The sequence below is a fragment of the Streptococcus oralis genome (assembly GCF_022749195.1).
In the GTDB taxonomy this organism is placed as follows: Bacteria; Bacillota; Bacilli; order Lactobacillales; family Streptococcaceae; genus Streptococcus; species Streptococcus oralis_CI.
Genome location: NZ_CP094226.1, coordinates 487482 through 507263, shown reverse-complemented (window position 1 = coordinate 507263; position 19782 = coordinate 487482). Strand labels below are relative to the sequence as shown.

16 protein-coding genes are annotated in these 19782 nt (G+C 41.8%); 1 reads left to right on the top strand and 15 read right to left on the bottom strand.

Going from position 1 to position 19782, the window contains the following annotated elements; genetic code table 11:
* Positions 1-142: 142 nt before the first annotated feature.
* The 5 genes from MP387_RS02565 to pbp2b form a co-directional block, all read right to left on the bottom strand.
* Positions 143-754, bottom strand: coding sequence for an NUDIX hydrolase N-terminal domain-containing protein (locus tag MP387_RS02565; protein ID WP_242747480.1), 612 nt, complete (start codon positions 752-754; stop codon positions 143-145).
* Positions 741-2114, bottom strand: coding sequence for a UDP-N-acetylmuramoyl-tripeptide--D-alanyl-D-alanine ligase (locus MP387_RS02560; RefSeq protein WP_242747478.1), 1374 nt, complete (start codon positions 2112-2114; stop codon positions 741-743). Before MP387_RS02560 ends, MP387_RS02565 begins: the two co-directional genes overlap by 14 nt.
* 84 nt (positions 2115-2198) lie before the next feature.
* Positions 2199-3242 (bottom strand): D-alanine--D-alanine ligase, encoded by a 1044-nt coding sequence (locus tag MP387_RS02555; RefSeq protein WP_242747476.1) that lies wholly within the window; start codon positions 3240-3242, stop codon positions 2199-2201.
* A gap of 173 nt (positions 3243-3415) precedes the next feature.
* The gene (recR, locus tag MP387_RS02550) at positions 3416-4012 is read right to left on the bottom strand and encodes a recombination mediator RecR (protein WP_000966754.1); all 597 of its coding nucleotides are present in this window, start codon (positions 4010-4012) and stop codon (positions 3416-3418) included.
* A gap of 10 nt (positions 4013-4022) precedes the next feature.
* On the bottom strand, positions 4023-6065 hold the full coding sequence (gene pbp2b, locus MP387_RS02545; RefSeq protein ID WP_242747474.1) for a penicillin-binding protein PBP2B: 2043 nt from the start codon (positions 6063-6065) through the stop codon (positions 4023-4025).
* 255 nt (positions 6066-6320) lie between these two features.
* Between pbp2b and MP387_RS02540 the strand changes: the two genes are divergently transcribed.
* Positions 6321-7172: a MurR/RpiR family transcriptional regulator gene (locus MP387_RS02540; protein WP_049479676.1), complete on the top strand. Its 852-nt coding sequence runs from the start codon at positions 6321-6323 to the stop codon at positions 7170-7172.
* Positions 7173-7373: 201 nt separating this feature from the next.
* Here MP387_RS02540 and MP387_RS02535 read toward each other — a convergent pair whose 3' ends face one another.
* From MP387_RS02535 to MP387_RS02490, 10 genes are all read right to left on the bottom strand, one after another.
* Positions 7374-8138 (bottom strand): class I SAM-dependent methyltransferase, encoded by a 765-nt coding sequence (locus MP387_RS02535; RefSeq protein ID WP_242747472.1) that lies wholly within the window; start codon positions 8136-8138, stop codon positions 7374-7376.
* A gap of 328 nt (positions 8139-8466) precedes the next feature.
* Complete coding sequence (locus MP387_RS02530) at positions 8467-9351, bottom strand: ROK family protein (protein WP_242747469.1); 885 nt, start codon at positions 9349-9351, stop codon at positions 8467-8469.
* 17 nt (positions 9352-9368) lie between these two features.
* Positions 9369-10286: a dihydrodipicolinate synthase family protein gene (locus tag MP387_RS02525; RefSeq protein ID WP_001281471.1), complete on the bottom strand. Its 918-nt coding sequence runs from the start codon at positions 10284-10286 to the stop codon at positions 9369-9371.
* A gap of 170 nt (positions 10287-10456) precedes the next feature.
* Complete coding sequence (locus MP387_RS02520) at positions 10457-11101, bottom strand: YesL family protein (protein ID WP_242747467.1); 645 nt, start codon at positions 11099-11101, stop codon at positions 10457-10459.
* A 20-nt stretch (positions 11102-11121) separates the two neighbouring features.
* Positions 11122-11574, bottom strand: coding sequence for a NanQ anomerase/TabA/YiaL family protein (locus tag MP387_RS02515; RefSeq protein WP_000575429.1), 453 nt, complete (start codon positions 11572-11574; stop codon positions 11122-11124).
* A 445-nt stretch (positions 11575-12019) separates the two neighbouring features.
* Positions 12020-12859: a carbohydrate ABC transporter permease gene (locus MP387_RS02510; protein WP_001183243.1), complete on the bottom strand. Its 840-nt coding sequence runs from the start codon at positions 12857-12859 to the stop codon at positions 12020-12022.
* Between the two features lie 15 nt (positions 12860-12874).
* Complete coding sequence (locus MP387_RS02505; protein ID WP_161801140.1) at positions 12875-13741, bottom strand: carbohydrate ABC transporter permease; 867 nt, start codon at positions 13739-13741, stop codon at positions 12875-12877.
* Positions 13742-13960: 219 nt separating this feature from the next.
* Entirely contained in the window at positions 13961-15289 is a 1329-nt protein-coding gene (locus tag MP387_RS02500) for an ABC transporter substrate-binding protein (RefSeq protein WP_242747465.1), read from the bottom strand.
* A gap of 113 nt (positions 15290-15402) precedes the next feature.
* Positions 15403-16101: an N-acetylmannosamine-6-phosphate 2-epimerase gene (locus tag MP387_RS02495; protein WP_001135658.1), complete on the bottom strand. Its 699-nt coding sequence runs from the start codon at positions 16099-16101 to the stop codon at positions 15403-15405.
* Between the two features lie 232 nt (positions 16102-16333).
* On the bottom strand, positions 16334-19726 hold the full coding sequence (locus tag MP387_RS02490) for an SIALI-17 repeat-containing surface protein (protein ID WP_242747463.1): 3393 nt from the start codon (positions 19724-19726) through the stop codon (positions 16334-16336).
* Positions 19727-19782: the final 56 nt, after the last annotated feature.

The window sequence follows — 19782 nt, the reverse complement described above, 5'->3', positions numbered from 1 at the left end:
TTTTAAATTTTTTGAAAAAACTTGATTCTATGCCATGCATAGAATACTTGCGTCTTAAATTCGCAACCTATTATATCATTTGTATTGCAGAAATGCACCTTGTAGATACCCTTTTTTGATTTGTCAACTTCTCTAGCATAAACTAATCAACATATTGGTCTCTTTGTCCTTTATAAACTTGCCAAATAATCTCCATTTGCTCCTTGGTGATGCGTTTTTCAGATAAGACTGGCAATTGGTCAATGGCAAAAAATTGAAGCTCAGCAATTTCTTGATTCTCTTGAAATTGTCCATCAAGAAGCTTACATTCAAAGACAAACTTTGCATATTGTTTGCTCTGTAGTTGGAAACGATTGGTATCAAAAACTGCAAGTAACCTTTCAGCTTTTGCTGTAAAACCGGTTTCTTCTTCAATTTCTTTAAGAATATTTTCGGTTGGAGAATAGCCGACTTCACCAAAACCACCTGGCAAAGCCCAACTATCCTCTCCTTTTCCTCTAACTAAACAGATTTTTTCATCCTCAACAATCCAAGCACGGACGTCCATCAGAGGAGTTGCATAAGCGGACGTTGGTTTCAAGACTTCTGCCACTTCTTCTGCATCGAGGTCTGATACCTGATTCAACATTTCAGATAACAGGCTTCGCAAGTCCTCGTAGCGCTCACGGTCGAAAGGATCTTTTGTAAAGGTTAATCCAGTATCCGTAATGGCTAACATTCTTTGCAGATACTTGGTAAAATCACTTGCATTCATTTTCTAAACTTTCTACCAACTTGGCTAGATTCATGGAGTTAGAGCCTTTAAGCAAAATTTGGTCATTGGCACCGAGGCTTTCCTTGACTTGCTTGACAAGGTCTTCAAATTGGTCCTCGTCAGCTGTTTTCTTAAAATAGAAAACGTGGCCGATTGGAAACATTTGACTGGCAAGTTGTGCCAATTCGGCAATGTCTTCTCCATAGAAAATAACGGTATTCAGCACATCTGGCGATAGGCTTAAAATCATCTGGTTATGGAGCTGAACAGACTGGTCACCAAGTTCCTTCATGTCTGCCAAGACTGCGATTTTCTTGCCTCCTTCGTTGGCTGGAATGGCAGAGAATGTCTCCAAAATCAACTTCATAGCAGTTGGATTGGCATTGTATACGTCAGACAGAATATCTGCTCCATTGGCTGCCTTCTTCCACTCAGTACGGTTACGCGTCAATTCTAGGTTCTGGAAGGCCTGATGAATTTGCTCCTCTGAAACTCCTTCTTGTAGAGCCACATAAGCAGCAATCATAGCATTGGTGGCATTGTACTTACCTGTCACTGGCAAATCGAGGGCTTGTCCCAAGAAATTCGCCTTAAAGGTCAGACTATCCTTGCGCTCAATCAAGTCTGTGATTTCTAACTCAGCTCCTGGCCCAAAACAGACCACTTTTTTATCTGTAGGCAAGTAGTCCTCTACAATGGAGTCGGCTGGTGCCAAAAGCAAAGAACCTGGTGCCATACCATCAGCAATTTGCATCTTCCCTTTAGCAATCTCCGAACGGTCTTTGAAAAAGGCCAAATGAGCCTCTCCAACCAAGGTCACAATGGCTGTCTTAGGATGAGCTAATTCAGACAAGAGATGGATATCTCCCAAGTGATCCTGCCCCATCTCCAAGACCAACTTTTCAGTCTCCTCAGGCATATGGAGAACCGTATAGGGAAGACCAATCTCGTTATTGTAATTGCCTTGCGTTTTGTAGGTCTTGTAGGTTGTTGACAGTAAATGCGCCAACATATCCTTGGTCGTTGTCTTACCATTTGAACCTGTAACTGCAAAGACATCAACAGCTGTCTTTTCAAGATAGTAGGCAGCTAGGGATTGAAAGGCAGTCAAAACGTCATCTACTAGAATGTAGGGATGATTTGCAACCTCTTTCTCAGACAAGGTTACTACTGCACCATTTTCAAAAGCTGTTTCGATAAAGTCGTGACCGTCACGCGCACCTTTAAGTGGCACAAACAAATCTCCCGTCCCAATCAAACGACTGTCAAACTCAGCCTTTTCTAGCTGGATGTCCTCAAAGATGCTGACATCATTTTTAGCTCCAACAGCTTGGGCAACTTCGTGGATCGTTAATTTCATTTCTACTCCTTTAAAAAGGGTTGAAGTCCGAGAACTCTAGTCACCATGCAGTGATCGTTCCGGCTTCTACCCTCTCTTTCATTTTTATAGCAAATGCGCTTCGCGCTTGTCAAAACTTTGCTTAGCAAGGTCAACCAAATGCTCGATTAGTTCTGGGTAGCTGATTCCCATATTGTCCCAAAGTAGTGGATACATCGACCACTGGGTAAAACCTGGCATGGTATTGAGCTCGTTTAAGAAAATTTCGCCCTTATCTGTATAGAAGAAATCACAACGAGATAGACCAAGTCCACCAATCGCACGGAAGGCTGTTTCTGCATTATGACGCATGACAGCTACTACATCATCACTAATCTTGGCTGGGATGTCCATGGTAATCTTGTTATCGATATATTTGGCATCGTAGTCATAAAAGGCAACATCCTTGACCACTTCACCTGGCAAAGTGCTCTTAACATCGTAGTTGCCCAAGAGACCAACCTCGATTTCACGTGCATTTACCCCTTGCTCTACCAAGACACGGCTGTCATATTGGAAGGCGAGTTCCAAGGCTTGACGGAGTTCTTCTTGGTTTTCAGACTTAGAAATACCGACACTTGAACCCATATTGGACGGCTTCGTGAAGACTGGATAAGTCAATTTTTCTTCAACTTCAGCGATTTTAGCAGTCACATCATCTTCTTCGACGATGGCCACATAAGGTACTTGGGCAATTCCGACAGATTCTAAGACACGCTTGGTCGTGATTTTATCCATGGCAAGGCTGGATGACAAGATATTGCAGCCGACATAGGGCATTTTCAAAACTTCAAGGAATCCTTGAACAGAGCCATCTTCTCCCATCGGACCATGAAGAACTGGAAAGACCACTGCGCCTTCTTCGTAGATGGCACTTGGCGCTATTTTCTTATCCCAGTCAATAGTCGCATTGGTCATGAGACGATCTTCTTGACCTGGAGTCTGGCTAAATTCTTGCGTTTTAATAAAGTCACCTGACTGGCTGATGAAGAAAGTCTTGACTGTGAAACGGTCGTAGTTGACCGCACGCATAACACTTTCAGCTGAAAGGACAGAGACTTCACGCTCTGCACTACGCCCACCGTATAAAAGAATAATCGTTTGTTTCATATTGCTTGTCCTAATTCTAATAGAATACTCGTTCTTTAGTATATCATATTTGCTTCTTTTTTGAAACTTGAACATGGTACTAGAATTCAAGAAACATAAAAGAGACCTATAACATCAAAGTCGGTCTCCTTAATTTTCTTATGAATAAATTTAGTTCGTAAATTTGTCTACTCCTACAACTCTGTCCGATTTTCAATGGCTCGTAAGAGTGTGACTTCGTCCGCATACTCGATATCTGCTCCCACGGCTAGTCCTCGTGCTAGGCGAGTGACCTTGATACCAGCTGGCTTGAGGAGACGAGAGAGATACATCGATGTCGCTTCTCCATCCGCTGTCGCATTGGTTGCCACAATCACCTCTGAAACCTCACTATCCATGAGACGGGTCATGAGACTCTTGAGGTTGATATCGTCTGGGCTGATGCCATTCATCGGAGAAATGAGCCCGTGCAAGACGTGATAGAGGCCGTGGTATTCTTGGATGTTTTCCATAGCAGCCACATCGCGACTATCCTCTAACACCAAGATGGTTGTCTGGTCTCGAGTCGGGTCCGTACAGATAGAGCACGGATCATCATCGGTCAAGCGACCACAGATGGAACAATAGGTCAATTCCCGCTTAGCAGACAGGAGATTTTTGGCAAATTCATTGACATCGTCATCAGACATTCCAATGGTATAGAAGGCTAGGCGGGTAGCCGTTTTGATCCCGATACCTGGAAGCTTGGAATAGCTATCAATCAGCTTGGCAATAGGTGTTGGATACAGCATAAGTTCCTTTCTAATTCATTGGATGGTGTTGGTGATAAAGATTGATAATGTCGCGTGCAATCGAAGGTCCGACACCGTTTGTTAGGTTGGTGTTATGAGGAAAGACGACTGCGACTGCGATTTGGGGATTTTCGGTCGGTGCATAGGCGACTGCGTTGGTATTATTGGCTTTTTGACCACCATTAACATAACTTTCGGCAGTACCCGTTTTCCCGCTGATGGATACGGCTGCGCCATTTGAAAAGGCACGACCAGTTGTCAGAGCACTCGTTCCATGCGAAACTTGATAAAAACCTTGCTGCAAGATAGCCATATCTGATTCTGAGATATTGACCTTGTTCAGTTCCTTAGTGGCTGTTTCTTGAACCAGACTGCCTAAGCCACCTTGGTCATTGTTTCCATAAACCCCTTCAACGATGTGAGGAGCTAAACGGACACCATTGTTTGCAATGGTTGCAACATACTGGGCTAACTGCATCGGTGTATAGTTATCGAACTGGCCAAAGGAATTATTGATATAGTTCCCCAAATCAAATTCTTTTGGCGTAAATCCTGTGGATTCATCTGGGAGGTCAATTCCTGTTGAAGCTCCGAGTCCGTATTCCCCAAAGGTTGATCGCAATTTGCCCATTGCAGTCTCTAACTGTCCCGTTGCGGCCACCATATTTGGTGTGTAGGTCTGTCCCATGATTCCTAGCGCAGTTTGAACCATATAGGTATTAGAAGAGTACTCTAAAGCCTCAACTGCTGTGATAGGGAAAGAGCCATAGGACAAGGTGTACCATGAATTGATTGGGGCCGAACCTTGGAAAACAATAGGCTGGTCTGTCAAGGTTTGATTGCCTGACAAGACTCCATTTTCCCAACCAGAGCTGATGGTCGCTGCCTTAACAACAGATCCTGGCACAAAGACATTGGTTATCGTTCCAAGCGAATCTGAACTTAATTTCCCGGATTCGACATCATGCTTGACACCTGACATCGCCAAAACTGCACCGGTTTTAGGATTAAGGGCTACGGCGTAGACTCCTTCAGAGTATTTGGCTCCACCGTTACCCAACTCTGAGTTGAAGTAGCTCTTGAGTAGGTCGTCCACACCATTCTGGAAAGCTAGGTCAACCGTTAACTTGATATTGTTTCCTTTACTTCCTTCTTCGACATTTTCCACACTTTCCATATTTCCGTGTTTGTCGAGGTGGATTTCTTTGACGGAGCGTTTGCCTTGAAGAACATCTTCATATTGCTTTTCAAGATAGGAAGTTCCTACTCGGTCATTGAGAGAATAGCCTTTTTTGAGATAGGCATCAACTTCCTCTGCTGGAAGTCCTGACTTCTCATTTGAAACACTACCGACGATCGTCGATAAAGAAGTGTCCAAGACTTTACGATCCCATGAGGTTGAAATGCTGATACCTGGTAATTCCTTGGACGCTGATGCAACGAGAGCAACTTGGGTATCATCTAAGGCATCCGTAGAAATGGTTCCTGTCGCAAAATTTTCAACAGCATTGAGCTGACTAAAGAGATAGATTTCCTTTTTCTGGTCATCTGTATAATTGAGCTGACTCACGTCAATACTTTCAACCGCATTATTGTAAAGTGTCGCTTCTGATAAGCGATTTCCATCTGAATCCAGGCGTTTGTCACTTGGCAAGGATTCGACTGTTTTTTTGTAAATATCCTGATCCGCCAAGTAATAATCTGCAATCTGTCGATCTGTCAGATCAGGGGAGGTTACATTTACATATGTGAGGAGTTTCTTGGCTGTCTCCTTCAATTCAGCTGCTGTCATTTTATTGTTTCGTGTGAAAGAAACAACTTGCTTGACAGTATTTTCTACCAAGGGTTTCCCTGCCGCATCATAGATCTGTCCACGAGCTGAACTGGTTGTTACCCTTGTTTGGCTGGCTGAGGCCAATTTTGTTTCATAGAAATCTTTATTCAGTACCTGCATGTATAACAAACGACCAATAATGGCCATAAAGAGCAGGATGACAATCGCAAATAATAAATTAAGCCGAATCGGAATCGAATGGCTATTAAATTTTCTCATACAACTAAGACTCTTTTCTAGAAAAATTCCCGATTTCCACCTTTATTCCCCCTAAAATAATAGAGTAAATAGGTGAAGCTCAGCACATTTCATTGTACCATATTTTACGGAGAAACTCTTGGAAAAGTCGAAGTATTTTTTGACTTTTAACTGAAAATACCTTTTTATTTGGTTATCCTATTTTCTATGATATAATGATAGTAATAGTTAGGAAAGCGTTAACTTTTAAGACTTTGACTCATAAAAAGGAGCCTCATGAACAAGCCAGATATCGCAACCATAATCGACCTCCATTTTGAAGAATTAACCGAGCTCGAGCAAGAAATCGCTCGCTATTTTTTGCAAGCTGAAACGATCCAAGATGATCTCTCTTCTCAGCAAGTTACCCAGAAATTACATATCTCCCAAGCAGCCTTGACCCGCTTTGCCAAAAAGTGTGGTTTTACAGGCTACCGAGAATTCGTCTTTCAATACCAGCACCAAGCTAGTAAACCGGACACTCATTCGCACAAACACAGTCCTTTAACCAAACGTGTTTTGCGAAGCTACAGTATCATGCGAGAACAAACACAGGATTTGATTGACGAAGAACAACTGGAACGCGTCGCCCAATTAATCGATGACGCAGAACGAGTTTACTTCTTTGGGACGGGAAGTTCTGGTCTGATTGCCCGTGAGATGAAACTGCGCTTTATGCGACTAGGTGTTGTCTGTGAAGCTTTGACCGATCAGGATGGCTTTGCTTGGACGACCAGTATCATGGATGAAAACTGTCTGGTACTTGGCTTTTCCCTATCAGGAACTACCCAATCCGTCCTCGATAGTTTGTTGGATGCCAAGGAAATGGGTGCCAAGACCATTTTATTTACCAGCGCTCCAAACAAAAACAGTCAGGCCTACACCGAAACGGTCCTTGTGGCAAGCCATAGTCAATCTTCTTACATCCAGCGTATTTCCGCTCAACTCCCTATGCTCATTTTAATAGATTTGATTTATGCCTACTTTTTAGAAATCAATCGCGATAGCAAAGAAAAAATCTTTAATAGTTATTGGGAAAACAAAAAGCTCAACGGCTATCGTAGACAAAAACGTGTTAGAAAATCCTAGTTTGGTTAAACCAAACTAGGATTATTTTGTTTTAATACTCTTCGAAAATCTCTTCAAACCACGTCAGCTTCACTTTGCTCTTTGATTTTCATTGAGTATAAAATGATAATAGGCTCCCAACACACCTGCTGTGTTTTGGTGATGGGCAAATTCTAATCGGAAAATAAAACGGGCTATTCTCCTGAAGTATGTTCCATAACATTATAGTTTAATGCAAAGTGTAGCTATATAGTCATTTCCATAAGGTGATAAGCGATGTCTTTTGTCACACGATTCATAAAAATCGATCATAGCGAGGCCGTTTTTTAGTTGTCCTCTAATCTGACTTTCTAAGGTATGGCTAAATTCATATCCATATTCTGGATTGATGGTGATTTTGCCTTCCTCTTCAAGCTCTCTTGAATTAAAAGGTAGTGAAAACTTTAACTGTAATTCCTCATCGGGTTTGTCCCATACAGTGTCAGCATCATACATGTAGATCCAAGGATTCATAAATCCGACCATTAACAAACCGCCCTTTTTCAATACTCGAGAGGCTTCTTTATACATGTTTTCTAAATCCTCTATGTATACATTTGAAACCGGATTGAAAACAATATCAAAAGTTTCATTTTCAAATGGAAATGGTTTTGTCATATCACCTTGAACGGTATTGATTTTTAAGCCTTCTCGTTTTGCAACCATTTCATCTCTTTCTAATTGTGATTTAGAAAAATCCATAATGGTGACATCATAACCTTTTGCAGCAAAAACAGGACCCTGCTGTCCACCACCACAAGCTAACCCTAATATCTTTTTTCCCTTGGCTTTTTCAAACCATTCTATCGGAACTTTTTTCCCCACAGTTAAGGCGACAGAAATTGGATGCTTTCTAACTTCTTCTAATTCTTCCTGTGTCAATGGCTCAGTATAGGCATTTTTTACATTATTCCATCTATCTTCATTTAATTTTATATAATTACTCATCTTACAATCTCCTCGTAATTTTATAGTATTTCGATTTAAGTTGGATGTGTTGCCACACTTCTCTCACCTCTAGAAATTTTAATTTGTCAATTTTTCGTCCACCTCATTATATCATTTTTCCACATTTTCTCATTTACTCAAACTAAACACTAGTTGAATTTTATGATAGAATTGCTCTCGCTTCAACCTTTCATACAAGATGCTTATTTTCTCCTAGTTTCTCACGATTACCTCCTTTGGCTTAAATTTTTCAATAAAAAAAGAATTAAGCAAAACAGTTTTCACTCGAGTAGTGATTCAGTGTTTTTCTTAATTCTATAGTTCCAAACTAGGATTGTTTTGTTTTGAAATGATAATAGGCACCCAACATCCCTGCTGTATTTTGGTGATGGGCAAATTCCAATCGTGTTTTTTCAGCTAAGCTTGGTACCAAGGCCGCCTTCAAGGATGCGCGGATCTTTGGTTTGAGGATAGCCTCTTGCCCCATGATACCGCCACCGAGAATGACCACTTCTGGATTGGCCACATAGCAAATATTTGCCAGACCTTTTCCTAGATAGTCTACCATGCGGTCAATACCTGCCATACAGATTTTATTTCCTTCAGTGGCCTCCTTGAAAATGCGTCGGCCATTCCACTGATCAACTGGATCACCGTGAGCTGTTGCTACATACTCAACCAAGGCTGTCGTAGAAGCAAGATCCTGAAAAGCTCCATCCTGCATGTGCATGTAACCAACTTCGCAGGCCGAATTGCTAAATCCATGGAAGACTTTCCCATCCATAATCAAGCAACCACCGATACCGGTTCCAATGGTCAAGCAAAGTGTCACACTCGCTCCCTTGCCTGAACCAGATACTGCCTCAGCCAGACCTGCACAGTTGACATCATTTTCAATCTCACAAGGAATAGCAAAACTCGTCTTGATTTCCTTCTTGAACTGGGTTCCTGCATAGTTGGGAATCTGAGGACCAGCATAGAAAATCTCACCCTTATCAGGATCCACCATTCCTGCAGAAGAAATGGCAACACCTGCTACTGGGCATTTTTCTATATAGCTGGCTACGATATCTTTTGTCTTTTGTAAGATATGAGGTCCACCCTTATGCGCCTCGGTTGGCATTTCATGCGATTCAACAAGTTGGCCTTCTTGGTCAATCAAACCATATTTGATGTTGGTTCCACCGATATCAATTGCAACGTAGTGTGTCATAAATACCTCCTTATGGATTAGAGGAAGCGCTCCTTGGTTTCACGAATCAATTGCGCTGCTACTTCTACAACTGGTCGATCCTCTTCAGTCACTGGTGTCAATGGTGAACGAACTGATCCAATGTTCAAGCCTTCATTGATTTTCAAGACTTCTTTGATGACACCGTACATATTTCCATGTGCAGCAGTCAATTTACCAATGATTGCATTGATAGCGTATTGCAATTCACGCGCTGTTTCCAAGTCTTTCTCAGCAATCAACTCATTGAGTTTCAAGAAGAGTTCTGGCATCGCACCATAAGTACCACCGATACCAGCTTTAGCACCCATGAGGCGGCCACCTAGGAACTGTTCATCTGGACCATTGAATACGATATGATCTTCTCCACCAAGGCTGACAAAGGTTTGGATATCTTGAACTGGCATAGAAGAGTTCTTAACACCGATAACACGAGGATTCTTCAACATTTCAGTGTAGAGACTTGGAGTCAAAGCAACACCTGCCAATTGAGGAATGTTGTAAATCACGTAGTCTGTGTTTGGAGCTGCAGCACTAATGTCATTCCAGTATTTAGCAACTGAGTACTCAGGCAAGCGGAAGTAAATCGGTGGAATCGTTGCAATGGCATCTACACCCAAGCTTTCTGCGTGGCGAGCAAGTTCCATACTGTCTTTGGTATTATTGCAAGCAACGTGAGCAATGATAGTCAATTTTCCTTTGGCAACTGCCATGACTTCTTCCAAAATCAATTTGCGGTCTGCCACACTTTGGTAGATACATTCACCAGAAGAACCGTTGACATAGAGACCTTGAACTCCCTTATCAATGAAGTATTGAACCAAGGCACGCGTACGCTCTGGACTGACTTCTCCTTGATCATCATAACATGCGTAGAAGGCTGGAATGACACCTTCGTATTTTTTCAAATCTGACATAGATTTTCTCCTAAGATTTCTTTTTTCTGCTGAGAGCAGTTCTATTTTTTACAAGTTTAGTATACACCTTGTGAAAATCGCTTTCAATATCTTGTATACACTTAGATTTTAGTTTCTACTTGTATTTTAGAAACTATAACGATTGAAAGTAGTTTCAGAAACAAGCCATCCTACTGGTATTTGGCGAAAATTCTCTCCATCAATCCTGCTTGGAGAAAGACCAGCAAACCAAAACCAAAGAGGATAAAGCCCGATCCACCCAAAAGGAGAGTGAAGGCGGATAGATAAAGAACCATCACAATAAGAAAGAGAATGGCCAACATGAGGAAGAACCATGGAAAGTTAAAACTTGCCAAGATAAGCCCCTTTTGCAACACTTCTTTCCAAGACAAATCATAGCGCGCAGCGATGGGATAACTAGCCAACATCACGAGAGTGAGGAAGATGAGAATCCCCAAACAAATAGCCTTGACAATCTGGAAAGGCAAAGCTGTCTGTCCCCAGAAGAGATAGAGGTCTAGAAGGCTTAATGACACAATGCCCAACTCTAACAGACCCAACTGAAGCCCCAGTTTCAAATTTTGCTTGAAGGCCCTTATATAAGTTCTAAAGACTGGTACCCGTCTGCTTCTCTTAATCTCGAACATAGTCTCATAGAGGCTGATTTTCGCCACTCCAATCGTCACGATGGGCAAACAAGAGACGACAAAAAGAAGATTGACTGTCACGATATCCAAGACCTTCTCACTGAAACGCATGAGAAAATTATCTGTATCAAATGCTGCCTTGATAAGGCTTACTCCTTTTTGTGCCATGTTTGCTCCTCCTGATTCTTTTAATCAATCAAAATTTTAAAGAGATATTTGCGAACCTTTTCTTCCATACCCGCGTAGCCATTTGGCTGGTGTGGTTCTCCTGGGAAGAAAATTGCAAAATTGTGATAGCCCAACAAGAGTGGGTATTTTTCATGACAATGGACAAATCCAATGTCGCTCGCTTCGTCAAATGCTACCGCTTCGTCTTTGATACGTGAACCGTAGCTCGAATATTCATGTCCTTCTACCAGCAAATGCAAGTCTGCATAGTTCTTATGGTGCTCAAATTGATCATTTTCAGCTTGATTGAGGACATTTTCCTGAACAACTAGAAAGACCTTATCCCCGTCAATCTCATACTTACCGAGTTCGAAAGAATCCTTACGGTGCTGATAGAGATAGTCGATAGCCTTGTCTAGATTGGGATGGATTCCCTTGTAAAAGGCGATGTTTTTCAAATCGTCAAAAATCATACTGTTTCCTTCGTTTCTGATAGTTACTATTTTTCAGTTTCGAGTTATCCTTTCTCTATTTCCCTGTAATAGTGCGGACGGAAGCAAATTCCTTCGGAATTTCATTCCTAATTTTTGAGCCTTTTGCTCTTTCATCGTCAGTCTCAAAAATTCCGTCTAAGATAAGCATAAGATGCTTATCTTAGATACCACTAAAGCGGGAAATAGTTACCATAAAACGAACCTACTCTAACTAGTATCATGAAAAGAGTTCATTCTTAAGTTTATAAGTGTCTGACAAAACTTCACGAAGCAACTGCATACTCTCCATTTTGTAGACACTTATAACTCTGTATTCTCTTATACTCAATGAAAATCGAAGAACAAACTAGGAAGCTAACCCCAGGCAATACTTAAGTATGGCAAGGTAACGCTAACGTCGTTTAAGCTCGATTTTCGCAAGATCTTAACCTTTAACAGCTCCCATAGTGATACCCTGAGTGAAGGATTTTTGGAAGACAAGGAAGACGGTTACGATTGGCACGGCTGCAAGAGCTGCACCCGCCATGATCAAACCATAGTTGGTTGCCATTTCGGCCTGCATGGTCGCAACCCCGAGTGAGATGGTTAAGTTTTGACGTGAAGTCAACATAACCAACTGCATAAAGTAGTCGTTCCAAGTATTGATGAAGGTAAAGATCGCAAGGGCTGCAAATCCTGGTTTCACGATAGGGAAGGCTACGCTCCAGAAGGTACGAATCTCACCACAACCGTCGATTTTAGCTGATTCAAGCAATTCTGTAGGGATATTTTCACTAAATTGTTTCATAAGGAATACCCCAAATGGCCATCCAATCAAAGGCAAGATAACTGCCCAAAGAGTATCGTGAATTCCCATGAAGTTGACGATACGTACCAATGGTACAAGGACAACTTGTTTTGGAAGAGCCATGGCAGCGATAAAGACTGCAAAGAGGATGCGTTGACCATAGAAACGTTTCTTAGCCAAGACATAACCTGCTAGAGAAGAGGTTGCACACACTAGGAACATGGTTACCAGTGAGATAAATACAGAGTTCCACATCCACTGCATAGCAGGGTTTTGCACCATGAGTTGTTGGAAATTCTCCATGGTTGGCATTTTAGGGAACCACTGTGGCGGAATCATAATGGTGTCAGGTTGTGATTTGAAGGCCCCTGTCAAGATCCAGTAGAATGGAAAGATGAACAGTACGGTCAACAAGAGCAAGATAATCGTTGAAATAACAGTAAAAGCTGTTAAAGGTTTCTTTTGTGTAGGTTGCATAACTGTCTCCTTTCTTTAGTATTCTACATCGTTTCCGAGGATCTTGAATTGAGCAAAGCTGACAATGGCAATCATCACGGCCAAGAAGACACCGATGGTATTGGCATAGCCGTATTCTGTCAATTGGAAGGCTTTTTCGTAAAGGTAGTACATCAAGGTACTTGTTGAGTAGTTTGGACCACCAGAAGTCAACAACTGAATCAAAGCGAAACATTGGAATGAGTTGATAGTCGTAATAATCGCGATGTAAAGAGTTGTTGGAAGAAGGCTAGGCCATTTGATCTTCCAGAAGACTTGAAACTCAGTCGCACCGTCTACACGCGCTGCTTCAACAAGTGAGTTGTCAATATTCCCCATGGCAGCGATATAAAGAATAATCGGTTGACCAACAGATGTTGTCAAAAGGATGATCATAATCGCTAGCAAAGCCCAGTTTTTGTCACCCAGCCAAGAAATATTTTGGCTGATGATATGGCTTGACTTAAGGACAAAGTTTAGAATCCCTGATAGTGGGTCATAGATCCATTTCCATACAACCGTTACGGCAACACTACCTGTAACTACAGGAAGGAAGAAGACGAAACGATAGAAAGAACGGGCAATGGCATTTTGATGATAGGTTTGAGATGCTACAAAGAGCGAGAAGAGAACCACAATCGGAACAGATCCAATAACCAGGATAACGGTATTGATCAAAGACTTCACAAAGACAGGGTCTTTAAACATGCGAATGTAGTTGTCCAAGCCCACAAACTCAAATTTAGTCATGGAGTAGTTAAAGAAACTTGTAATGAATCCCATAATCATAGGAGCCAAAACAAAGATGACAAAGAAGAATAACACTGGTGCTAGGAAAGCGTAGGAAATCACTGTTTCCCGCATACGAATTTTATTGACTTTCACAGTCGGCACCTCTCTTTCAAATAGAATAGTTTTTGATTTTCTTGAACTGTTTTAAAACCAAAATGAAATTTTTTAAGATTCGCTTATGTAAGAACTTCATTTTAATTTCGTGACAGTTCCTACCATTTCAAACAAAAGTCCCCCTTTTCTTACACCGTAGTGCACAGGGAAAAGGGGGGAATCAATCTGACTTAGTGCTTATTGTTTTGTAGCTTTTTTGATTGTTTCGTTAGCTTTTTCAGTGAAGGCTTTCAAAGCATCCGCTGGTTTTTCGTCACCATTTGATACAGATTGCAACATTGGGAACCAAAGTGTTCTCATTTCAGCAAATCCGTCGATAGTATTGTAGTATGGTGAGTAGTATTTAGTCCAGCCACTGATTGTTTCCATACGTTTGTCTTCATAAAGTTTGCCAAATGAAGTACGAACTGGGAAGGCACCTGTACGAACTACGTCTTTAGGACCCCATTCTTTGTCATCAGCGATGAATTGAACGAATTTCTTAGCAGCTGCGACTTTCTTATCGTCTTTGTTATTAAATACTGCAAATCCGTTTACAAGGTATTCAAGAGATGGTTTACCAGAGTCTGATGGGAATGGTACTTCTACCACATCTACCTTACTTGCTTCCAAGAGTTTCGCTTGGATACCGTTTTGAGCTGGCGCCCAAAGGATTGTGTATGAAGTTTGACCGTTCGCAAAGTTTTGGATGTCTGCTCCACCGTCAAATTGTGAACCGTTGTTCAACAAACCGTCTTTAATCCAGCTAGCAGCTTTTTCAAGACCTTTGACGAATTTAGGATCGTCTGTTGTATATTTGGTTACTTTTTCATCTGTTACAGAACCTCCATAAAGGTTTGCAATGAAGGCACGTGTTCCTTGGTCTCCCCCTTGACCTGAACTGAACAATGAACCTGGAGTGTAGCCTTTATCTTTAAGGGCTTTCAAAACTTTTTCAAAGTCATCAGTTGTCCAACCTTCTTTTACAAGGTTAGCTACACCAGCATCTTCCAACATTTTCTTGTTCATTGCCATGTAGAATGGTGCTGAACTGATTGGATACATGTAGGCTTTGTCTCCAGCCTTACTTGCTTGTACGATGTTTTCGTTGTTCACATCTTTGACGAATTCGTCTGTGAAAAGGTCGTTCAACTCAGCCAATTTACCATTTTTACCGTATTGGATGATACGTCCTGGTGCGTCAAAGAGTACGTCTGGCGCTGTTCCCGCTTCGATAGCTGTTGTGATCTTTTCTGGACCTGACTTGAAGTCAATGGTTTCCAATTTCACTTTTACATCTGGATTTGCTTTTTCAAAAGCTTCGATGATTGATTTTTCATAAGTTCCAACACCGTCACCAGTTTTTTCTTGTGTGAATACTGGGAATGCCCACCAAGTGATTTCTGTTTTTCCGCTATCGCTACCAGAATTTGCAGCATCTTTGCTTCCACCAGAGTTACCACAAGCAGCAAGGCCAAGAATCGCAGCACCCGCAAGTACTGTACAAGCTAGTTTTCTAAATTTCATCTGTATTCTCCTAATTGATAAGCGTATCCATATTGGATAATGAGTTCTTTATATTTGTATACGTTTTCATTTTGTCCGACGCATCAACCACTCTCCTCTGTTTTGAGATTGTGTTATTTAAGACCGGCAACAAAGCGCTCCGTAATCTCTTTTGGTCTAGTAATAGCTCCACCAACAACGATGCCTCGCACCCCATATTCAAGGATTTGCTTAGCTTGTTCTGGTGTATGAATTTTCCCTTCCGCGATGACATCCACCCCTGCTTCACACAGTTTTTTGATCAGTTCAAAGTCTGGACCATCCACTTTGGGGCTATAAGAGGTGTAACCTGATAGGGTTGTTCCAACAAAATCAATCCCTGCTTCGACTGCAGCTATACCCTCTTCAAACGTGCTAGTATCAGCCATTAAGAGTTGATGCGGATATTTTTCTTTGACTTGTCGGATAAAGTCCTGAATTTCCAAACCGTCGTAACGTTCACGTTTGGTACAATCCAGAGCAATGACCTCAATATCGAGTTCAGCCAGTTCATCAACTTCTCTCATCGTAGCTGTAATGAAAGGCTCCTGTGGCGGATAGTCACGTTTGATAATCCCGATAATCGGGAGTTTCGTAACCTCCTTAATCTCCTTGATATCGCGAACACTGTTTGCTCGGATACCGACTGCTCCACCTTGCTCAGCCGCTTTGACTAGCAAGGGAATGACTCCTCCCGCTTCTGTATAAAGCGGTTCGTGAGGAAGTGCCTGGCAAGAGACAATGATTCCATCTTTGATTTGTTCAATCAAGGCTTCTTTGCTAATCTGTGGCATCCTCTTTCCTCCCTTTCTTGTTCTTATGGGCTTATTATATATCATTTGTTAAGCGCTTTCAATAGCTTGTAGTAGAATAGATTTCAGTTTCAAAACTATTTTATAGAACAGACTATCCTGAAAGTAGTTTCAGACTTCTTATGATTTCGAATCAACCTGAATGTCGTCAAAAAAGATAGCAGGCTGAAAAACCTGCTATCTCTTCTGAGACTTATTTAAATACTTTTGCTTATTATTCTTTTCTCTTCTTGCCAAATGCAAACAAGGATAAAAGAACACCTGCAAGACCAAGGGAAATCAGTGAGTTTGTTTCCTTGCTTCCAGTATTTGGTAGACCCGCTTGTTTAACTGCTGGCGCTTGATAGGTCACATCTTGTCCTAGAGATAGTTTGTCATTTGCAGCCGTTAAGACTGGTTTGATCTCTCCCTTATACTCTGGAAGTTCATGGATTGCCGCCTCAGCACCATTGACACCACCCTTATACTCTGGCAGGTCATTTGAAGCTGCCAAGACAAAGTTAGCACCTCCTCTATATTCCGGAAGCTCGTTTGAGGCTGCTAGAACTGCATTGACACCACCTTTAAACTCTGGCTGTTCATGGACTGCCGCTTCAACAGCGTTGATACCACCTGTAAATTCAGGTTTTTCAACCGTTGGAGCAGCTTCTTCGCCTACTGTTCCCATTGGACCTGTGTACTCTGGGATTTCTGCCACTGGGGCTTCCTCTGCATTTACACCACCTGTGAATTCAGGTTTTTCATCTGTTGGAGCTGCTTCTTCGCCTACTGTTGCTAATGATCCAGTGTACTCTGGTATCTCTGCCACAGTAGCTTCTTCTGCATTAACGCCTCCTGTGAACTCTGGCACCTCATGGATAGCAGCTTCACTGCCATTAATACCATCGCTTAGTTTAGAGCCGGCTAAAGATACTGGTAAATTATGCATACTTTCAATTGCACCCTCTGCCAGACCTGTAATCCTTTGACCCATATCCTCTGGATCTATTGTGAATAGGAGAGTTTTTGTATCGTACTGGGTCATAAAGGTTGCTGTCTTGCCATTTGCCAATTGAAGGGTCGGAGCCTTGTTTACCAATACTTCCGAATCGAACTCCATGGCAATAATACCTGGCCATTTTTGGATAGCATATTTCACTTTTGCTTCTTTAGGAGATATTCTTTCCTTGGTCAAGAAATCCCAGTTGAATTTCTTGAAGGAAAGTGTGTATGGAACACCTCCAGGAGCATAGTGTTCATATAAAAGTCCAAACTCATCTGGCCCGATTTGTTGAAGTGAGTTATAAGCATACTCACCTTCTTGAATCAAATGGTGGTGCAACCAAGTTAGCTGACCATCTTCTTCTACACGAGCCACTCGAATATAACCATTTTTACGACCAGGACCATTTGCATTTGCTAATAGAATATACTCTTTGCCATTTTGAACCGTGTGAGTCGCAGCCATTTGAACATAAACGTCTGGTACATCGTAGCGTTCAACGTTATTGTCCCAAGTTAGACCACCATCATGACTGGTTGCAACCTGTAGATCTTCTGTCAATCCACGCATAAAGAGTTTGAGGTCCCCATTGTTTAACTGAACAACTGAAGCTTCCGTATTTTGAGCATAATAATTACTCATGGTACTTGAATCGACTACTGTACCATCATAAAGTGTACGATTGTCGTTGACACCACCACCCATATGCCAAGTCTTACCATGGTCGTCTGAGTAGATGATTCGAGATGATTGAGAACCATTGAGGTGGTTAGCCCGGTTGGTCGTATAGACAGGAACGACGATTCGACCTTTATGTGGTCCAGTACGAAGGGTAATCCCCACTCCAGGACCTACTCCTAGGAATTTCATCCAATCGGCTTTGACCATCGGAGTAATATCTTGAGGCGCTGACCAGGTCTTCCCGTCGTCATCGCTGTAAGACATCCATAGGTAGCTATCCTTCGCAATTCTAAATGGAGAAGTTTTGTTTGTTGTGAAGTAGATATTGCCCAGTAGCTGGTCACCCTTGTATAGATCACCCTTGTCGCTATAGGCCGGTTTAACAGGTTCTACAACAACACGGTAGTCTGTTGCTTTACCATCTGGAGTGTAAACTGTACCATTTTCTCGAATAGTATAAGCTTCCTGTTCACCTTCTCGATAGAGGAGTTGATAGGTTTTACCATTGATTTCTTTGTAGGCTTCTTCTTTTTGCGAAGACATTCCAAAGATTCCTTTTCCTTCTGGGAACATGTCATAAATGGCAAAAATGCGTTTGGTTTCAGGATCTTGAGTCAGGGTCATATCGATATTCACTGGTGAACCGATTGATGGATCAGAAGCCTTTGGATTGTCACGTAGGTTGGTAATAGTTACTCGATCTCCCCAAGTTTTACCATTATCTTCACTGCGTCTGATGACCATGCCGATATCACCCCAGTCACTCGAATGGAGACGGCGTTCATCTGCACCTGCAATCAGCGTTCCTTTATCTGTCTTGAGAAGAGCTGGGATACGATAACTCTTGATACCATCTTTATTTGGTTGATTGTTCCTACCACCTTCAAAGACGTCTTCTTTCTCAGTGACTTTTGCTCCCTCAGGAAGTTTCTGTTCCAATTCACCTCTTTCAAATAATTGACTCCGTGTTTGAACTTCATCTGGGCTTAAAGCACGATCATAAACAGTTAGGTTTCGAACTTGTAGGTTTGATGCCCAAACTGTTTTATTGCCCCGTTTGGTTGCTCCAAGTTGAGCTTGATTAACATCTGGCATATCTTTAATGAAGTTCCCAGATTTTAGACTTGTTCGAGATAAGACACCGTTCACATAGAGACGAACTCGACCATGAGGTAACTCCGCTGTTGGTTGTTCGACAGTAAAGGTCACGGAATTCCATTGTCCAGGGCGAACTTTCAATGGAGCATCTGTATACTTATCATAGAACTGCTCTCCACTAGCGCCACGTCCTTCAATAAGAGCTGTATTATCAAGGACCGACATAGTAAAATACTCATTTTCCTTGGTTTCACTGGATACAGAGAAGAGATTGTAAAAGCGTGGAGCTGATGCATCTGGTTTGAACTCCATGTGAACTGTAGCATTTTTTAGTTGCTTTAGTTTATTTAGTTCACTTGATAAATCGACTCTCTGACCATTTGTTGCATTGGTTTCAACATCTTCTTTTTCAAGGACAGGATTGGCATTTTTTAAATCTCTTGAGTAATAGTCACGAGGAATAGCACCCTGATCCTCTGATTCCTCTTCCTTATTTGCTTCTTCTGCAGGGGTTTCCGTAGAGGATGGGGTTTCTGATTCTGCACTCTCATTTTTTTTCAAATGATCTTGGTCCACCTCAACACCGTTGTCTTGAGCTGCTGCCAATTTACCAGCCAAATCCTTATCCAAATGAGCAAGATCTCCCGAGGACGCTTCTTTTGGCAATTCTGATAAACCTTGACCAGGCTCGACAGTTTCTGTATTGGCCCCTGCTGCATTGGCTTGCTCTTGAGCTAAGACTGGATTTGCTCCAAATACTACTGTACCAATCACTACCGATGCTGCACCAACTGCAAATTTTCGAATTCCGTATCGCTGTTTCCGATGTAAAGATTTGTAATTCATGTTTGTCCTTTCATTTTTCATAAAATAAAGCGCTTTCTTTTTTCTTTAAAAATTTT

Excerpts from the sequence above, each read along its gene's own strand:
- MP387_RS02565 (WP_242747480.1), bottom strand. The coding sequence starts at position 754 with ATGAATGCAAGTGATTTTACCAAGTATCTGCAAAGAATGTTAGCCATT.
- MP387_RS02560 (WP_242747478.1), bottom strand. The coding sequence starts at position 2,114 with ATGAAATTAACGATCCACGAAGTTGCCCAAGCTGTTGGAGCTAAAAAT.
- MP387_RS02555 (WP_242747476.1), bottom strand. The coding sequence starts at position 3,242 with ATGAAACAAACGATTATTCTTTTATACGGTGGGCGTAGTGCAGAGCGT.
- recR (WP_000966754.1), bottom strand. The coding sequence starts at position 4,012 with ATGCTGTATCCAACACCTATTGCCAAGCTGATTGATAGCTATTCCAAG.
- pbp2b (WP_242747474.1), bottom strand. The coding sequence starts at position 6,065 with ATGAGAAAATTTAATAGCCATTCGATTCCGATTCGGCTTAATTTATTA.
- MP387_RS02540 (WP_049479676.1), top strand. The coding sequence starts at position 6,321 with ATGAACAAGCCAGATATCGCAACCATAATCGACCTCCATTTTGAAGAA.
- MP387_RS02535 (WP_242747472.1), bottom strand. The coding sequence starts at position 8,138 with ATGAGTAATTATATAAAATTAAATGAAGATAGATGGAATAATGTAAAA.
- MP387_RS02530 (WP_242747469.1), bottom strand. The coding sequence starts at position 9,351 with ATGACACACTACGTTGCAATTGATATCGGTGGAACCAACATCAAATAT.
- MP387_RS02525 (WP_001281471.1), bottom strand. The coding sequence starts at position 10,286 with ATGTCAGATTTGAAAAAATACGAAGGTGTCATTCCAGCCTTCTACGCA.
- MP387_RS02520 (WP_242747467.1), bottom strand. The coding sequence starts at position 11,101 with ATGGCACAAAAAGGAGTAAGCCTTATCAAGGCAGCATTTGATACAGAT.
- MP387_RS02515 (WP_000575429.1), bottom strand. The coding sequence starts at position 11,574 with ATGATTTTTGACGATTTGAAAAACATCGCCTTTTACAAGGGAATCCAT.
- MP387_RS02510 (WP_001183243.1), bottom strand. The coding sequence starts at position 12,859 with ATGCAACCTACACAAAAGAAACCTTTAACAGCTTTTACTGTTATTTCA.
- MP387_RS02505 (WP_161801140.1), bottom strand. The coding sequence starts at position 13,741 with ATGCGGGAAACAGTGATTTCCTACGCTTTCCTAGCACCAGTGTTATTC.
- MP387_RS02500 (WP_242747465.1), bottom strand. The coding sequence starts at position 15,289 with ATGAAATTTAGAAAACTAGCTTGTACAGTACTTGCGGGTGCTGCGATT.
- MP387_RS02495 (WP_001135658.1), bottom strand. The coding sequence starts at position 16,101 with ATGCCACAGATTAGCAAAGAAGCCTTGATTGAACAAATCAAAGATGGA.
- MP387_RS02490 (WP_242747463.1), bottom strand. The coding sequence starts at position 19,726 with ATGAATTACAAATCTTTACATCGGAAACAGCGATACGGAATTCGAAAA.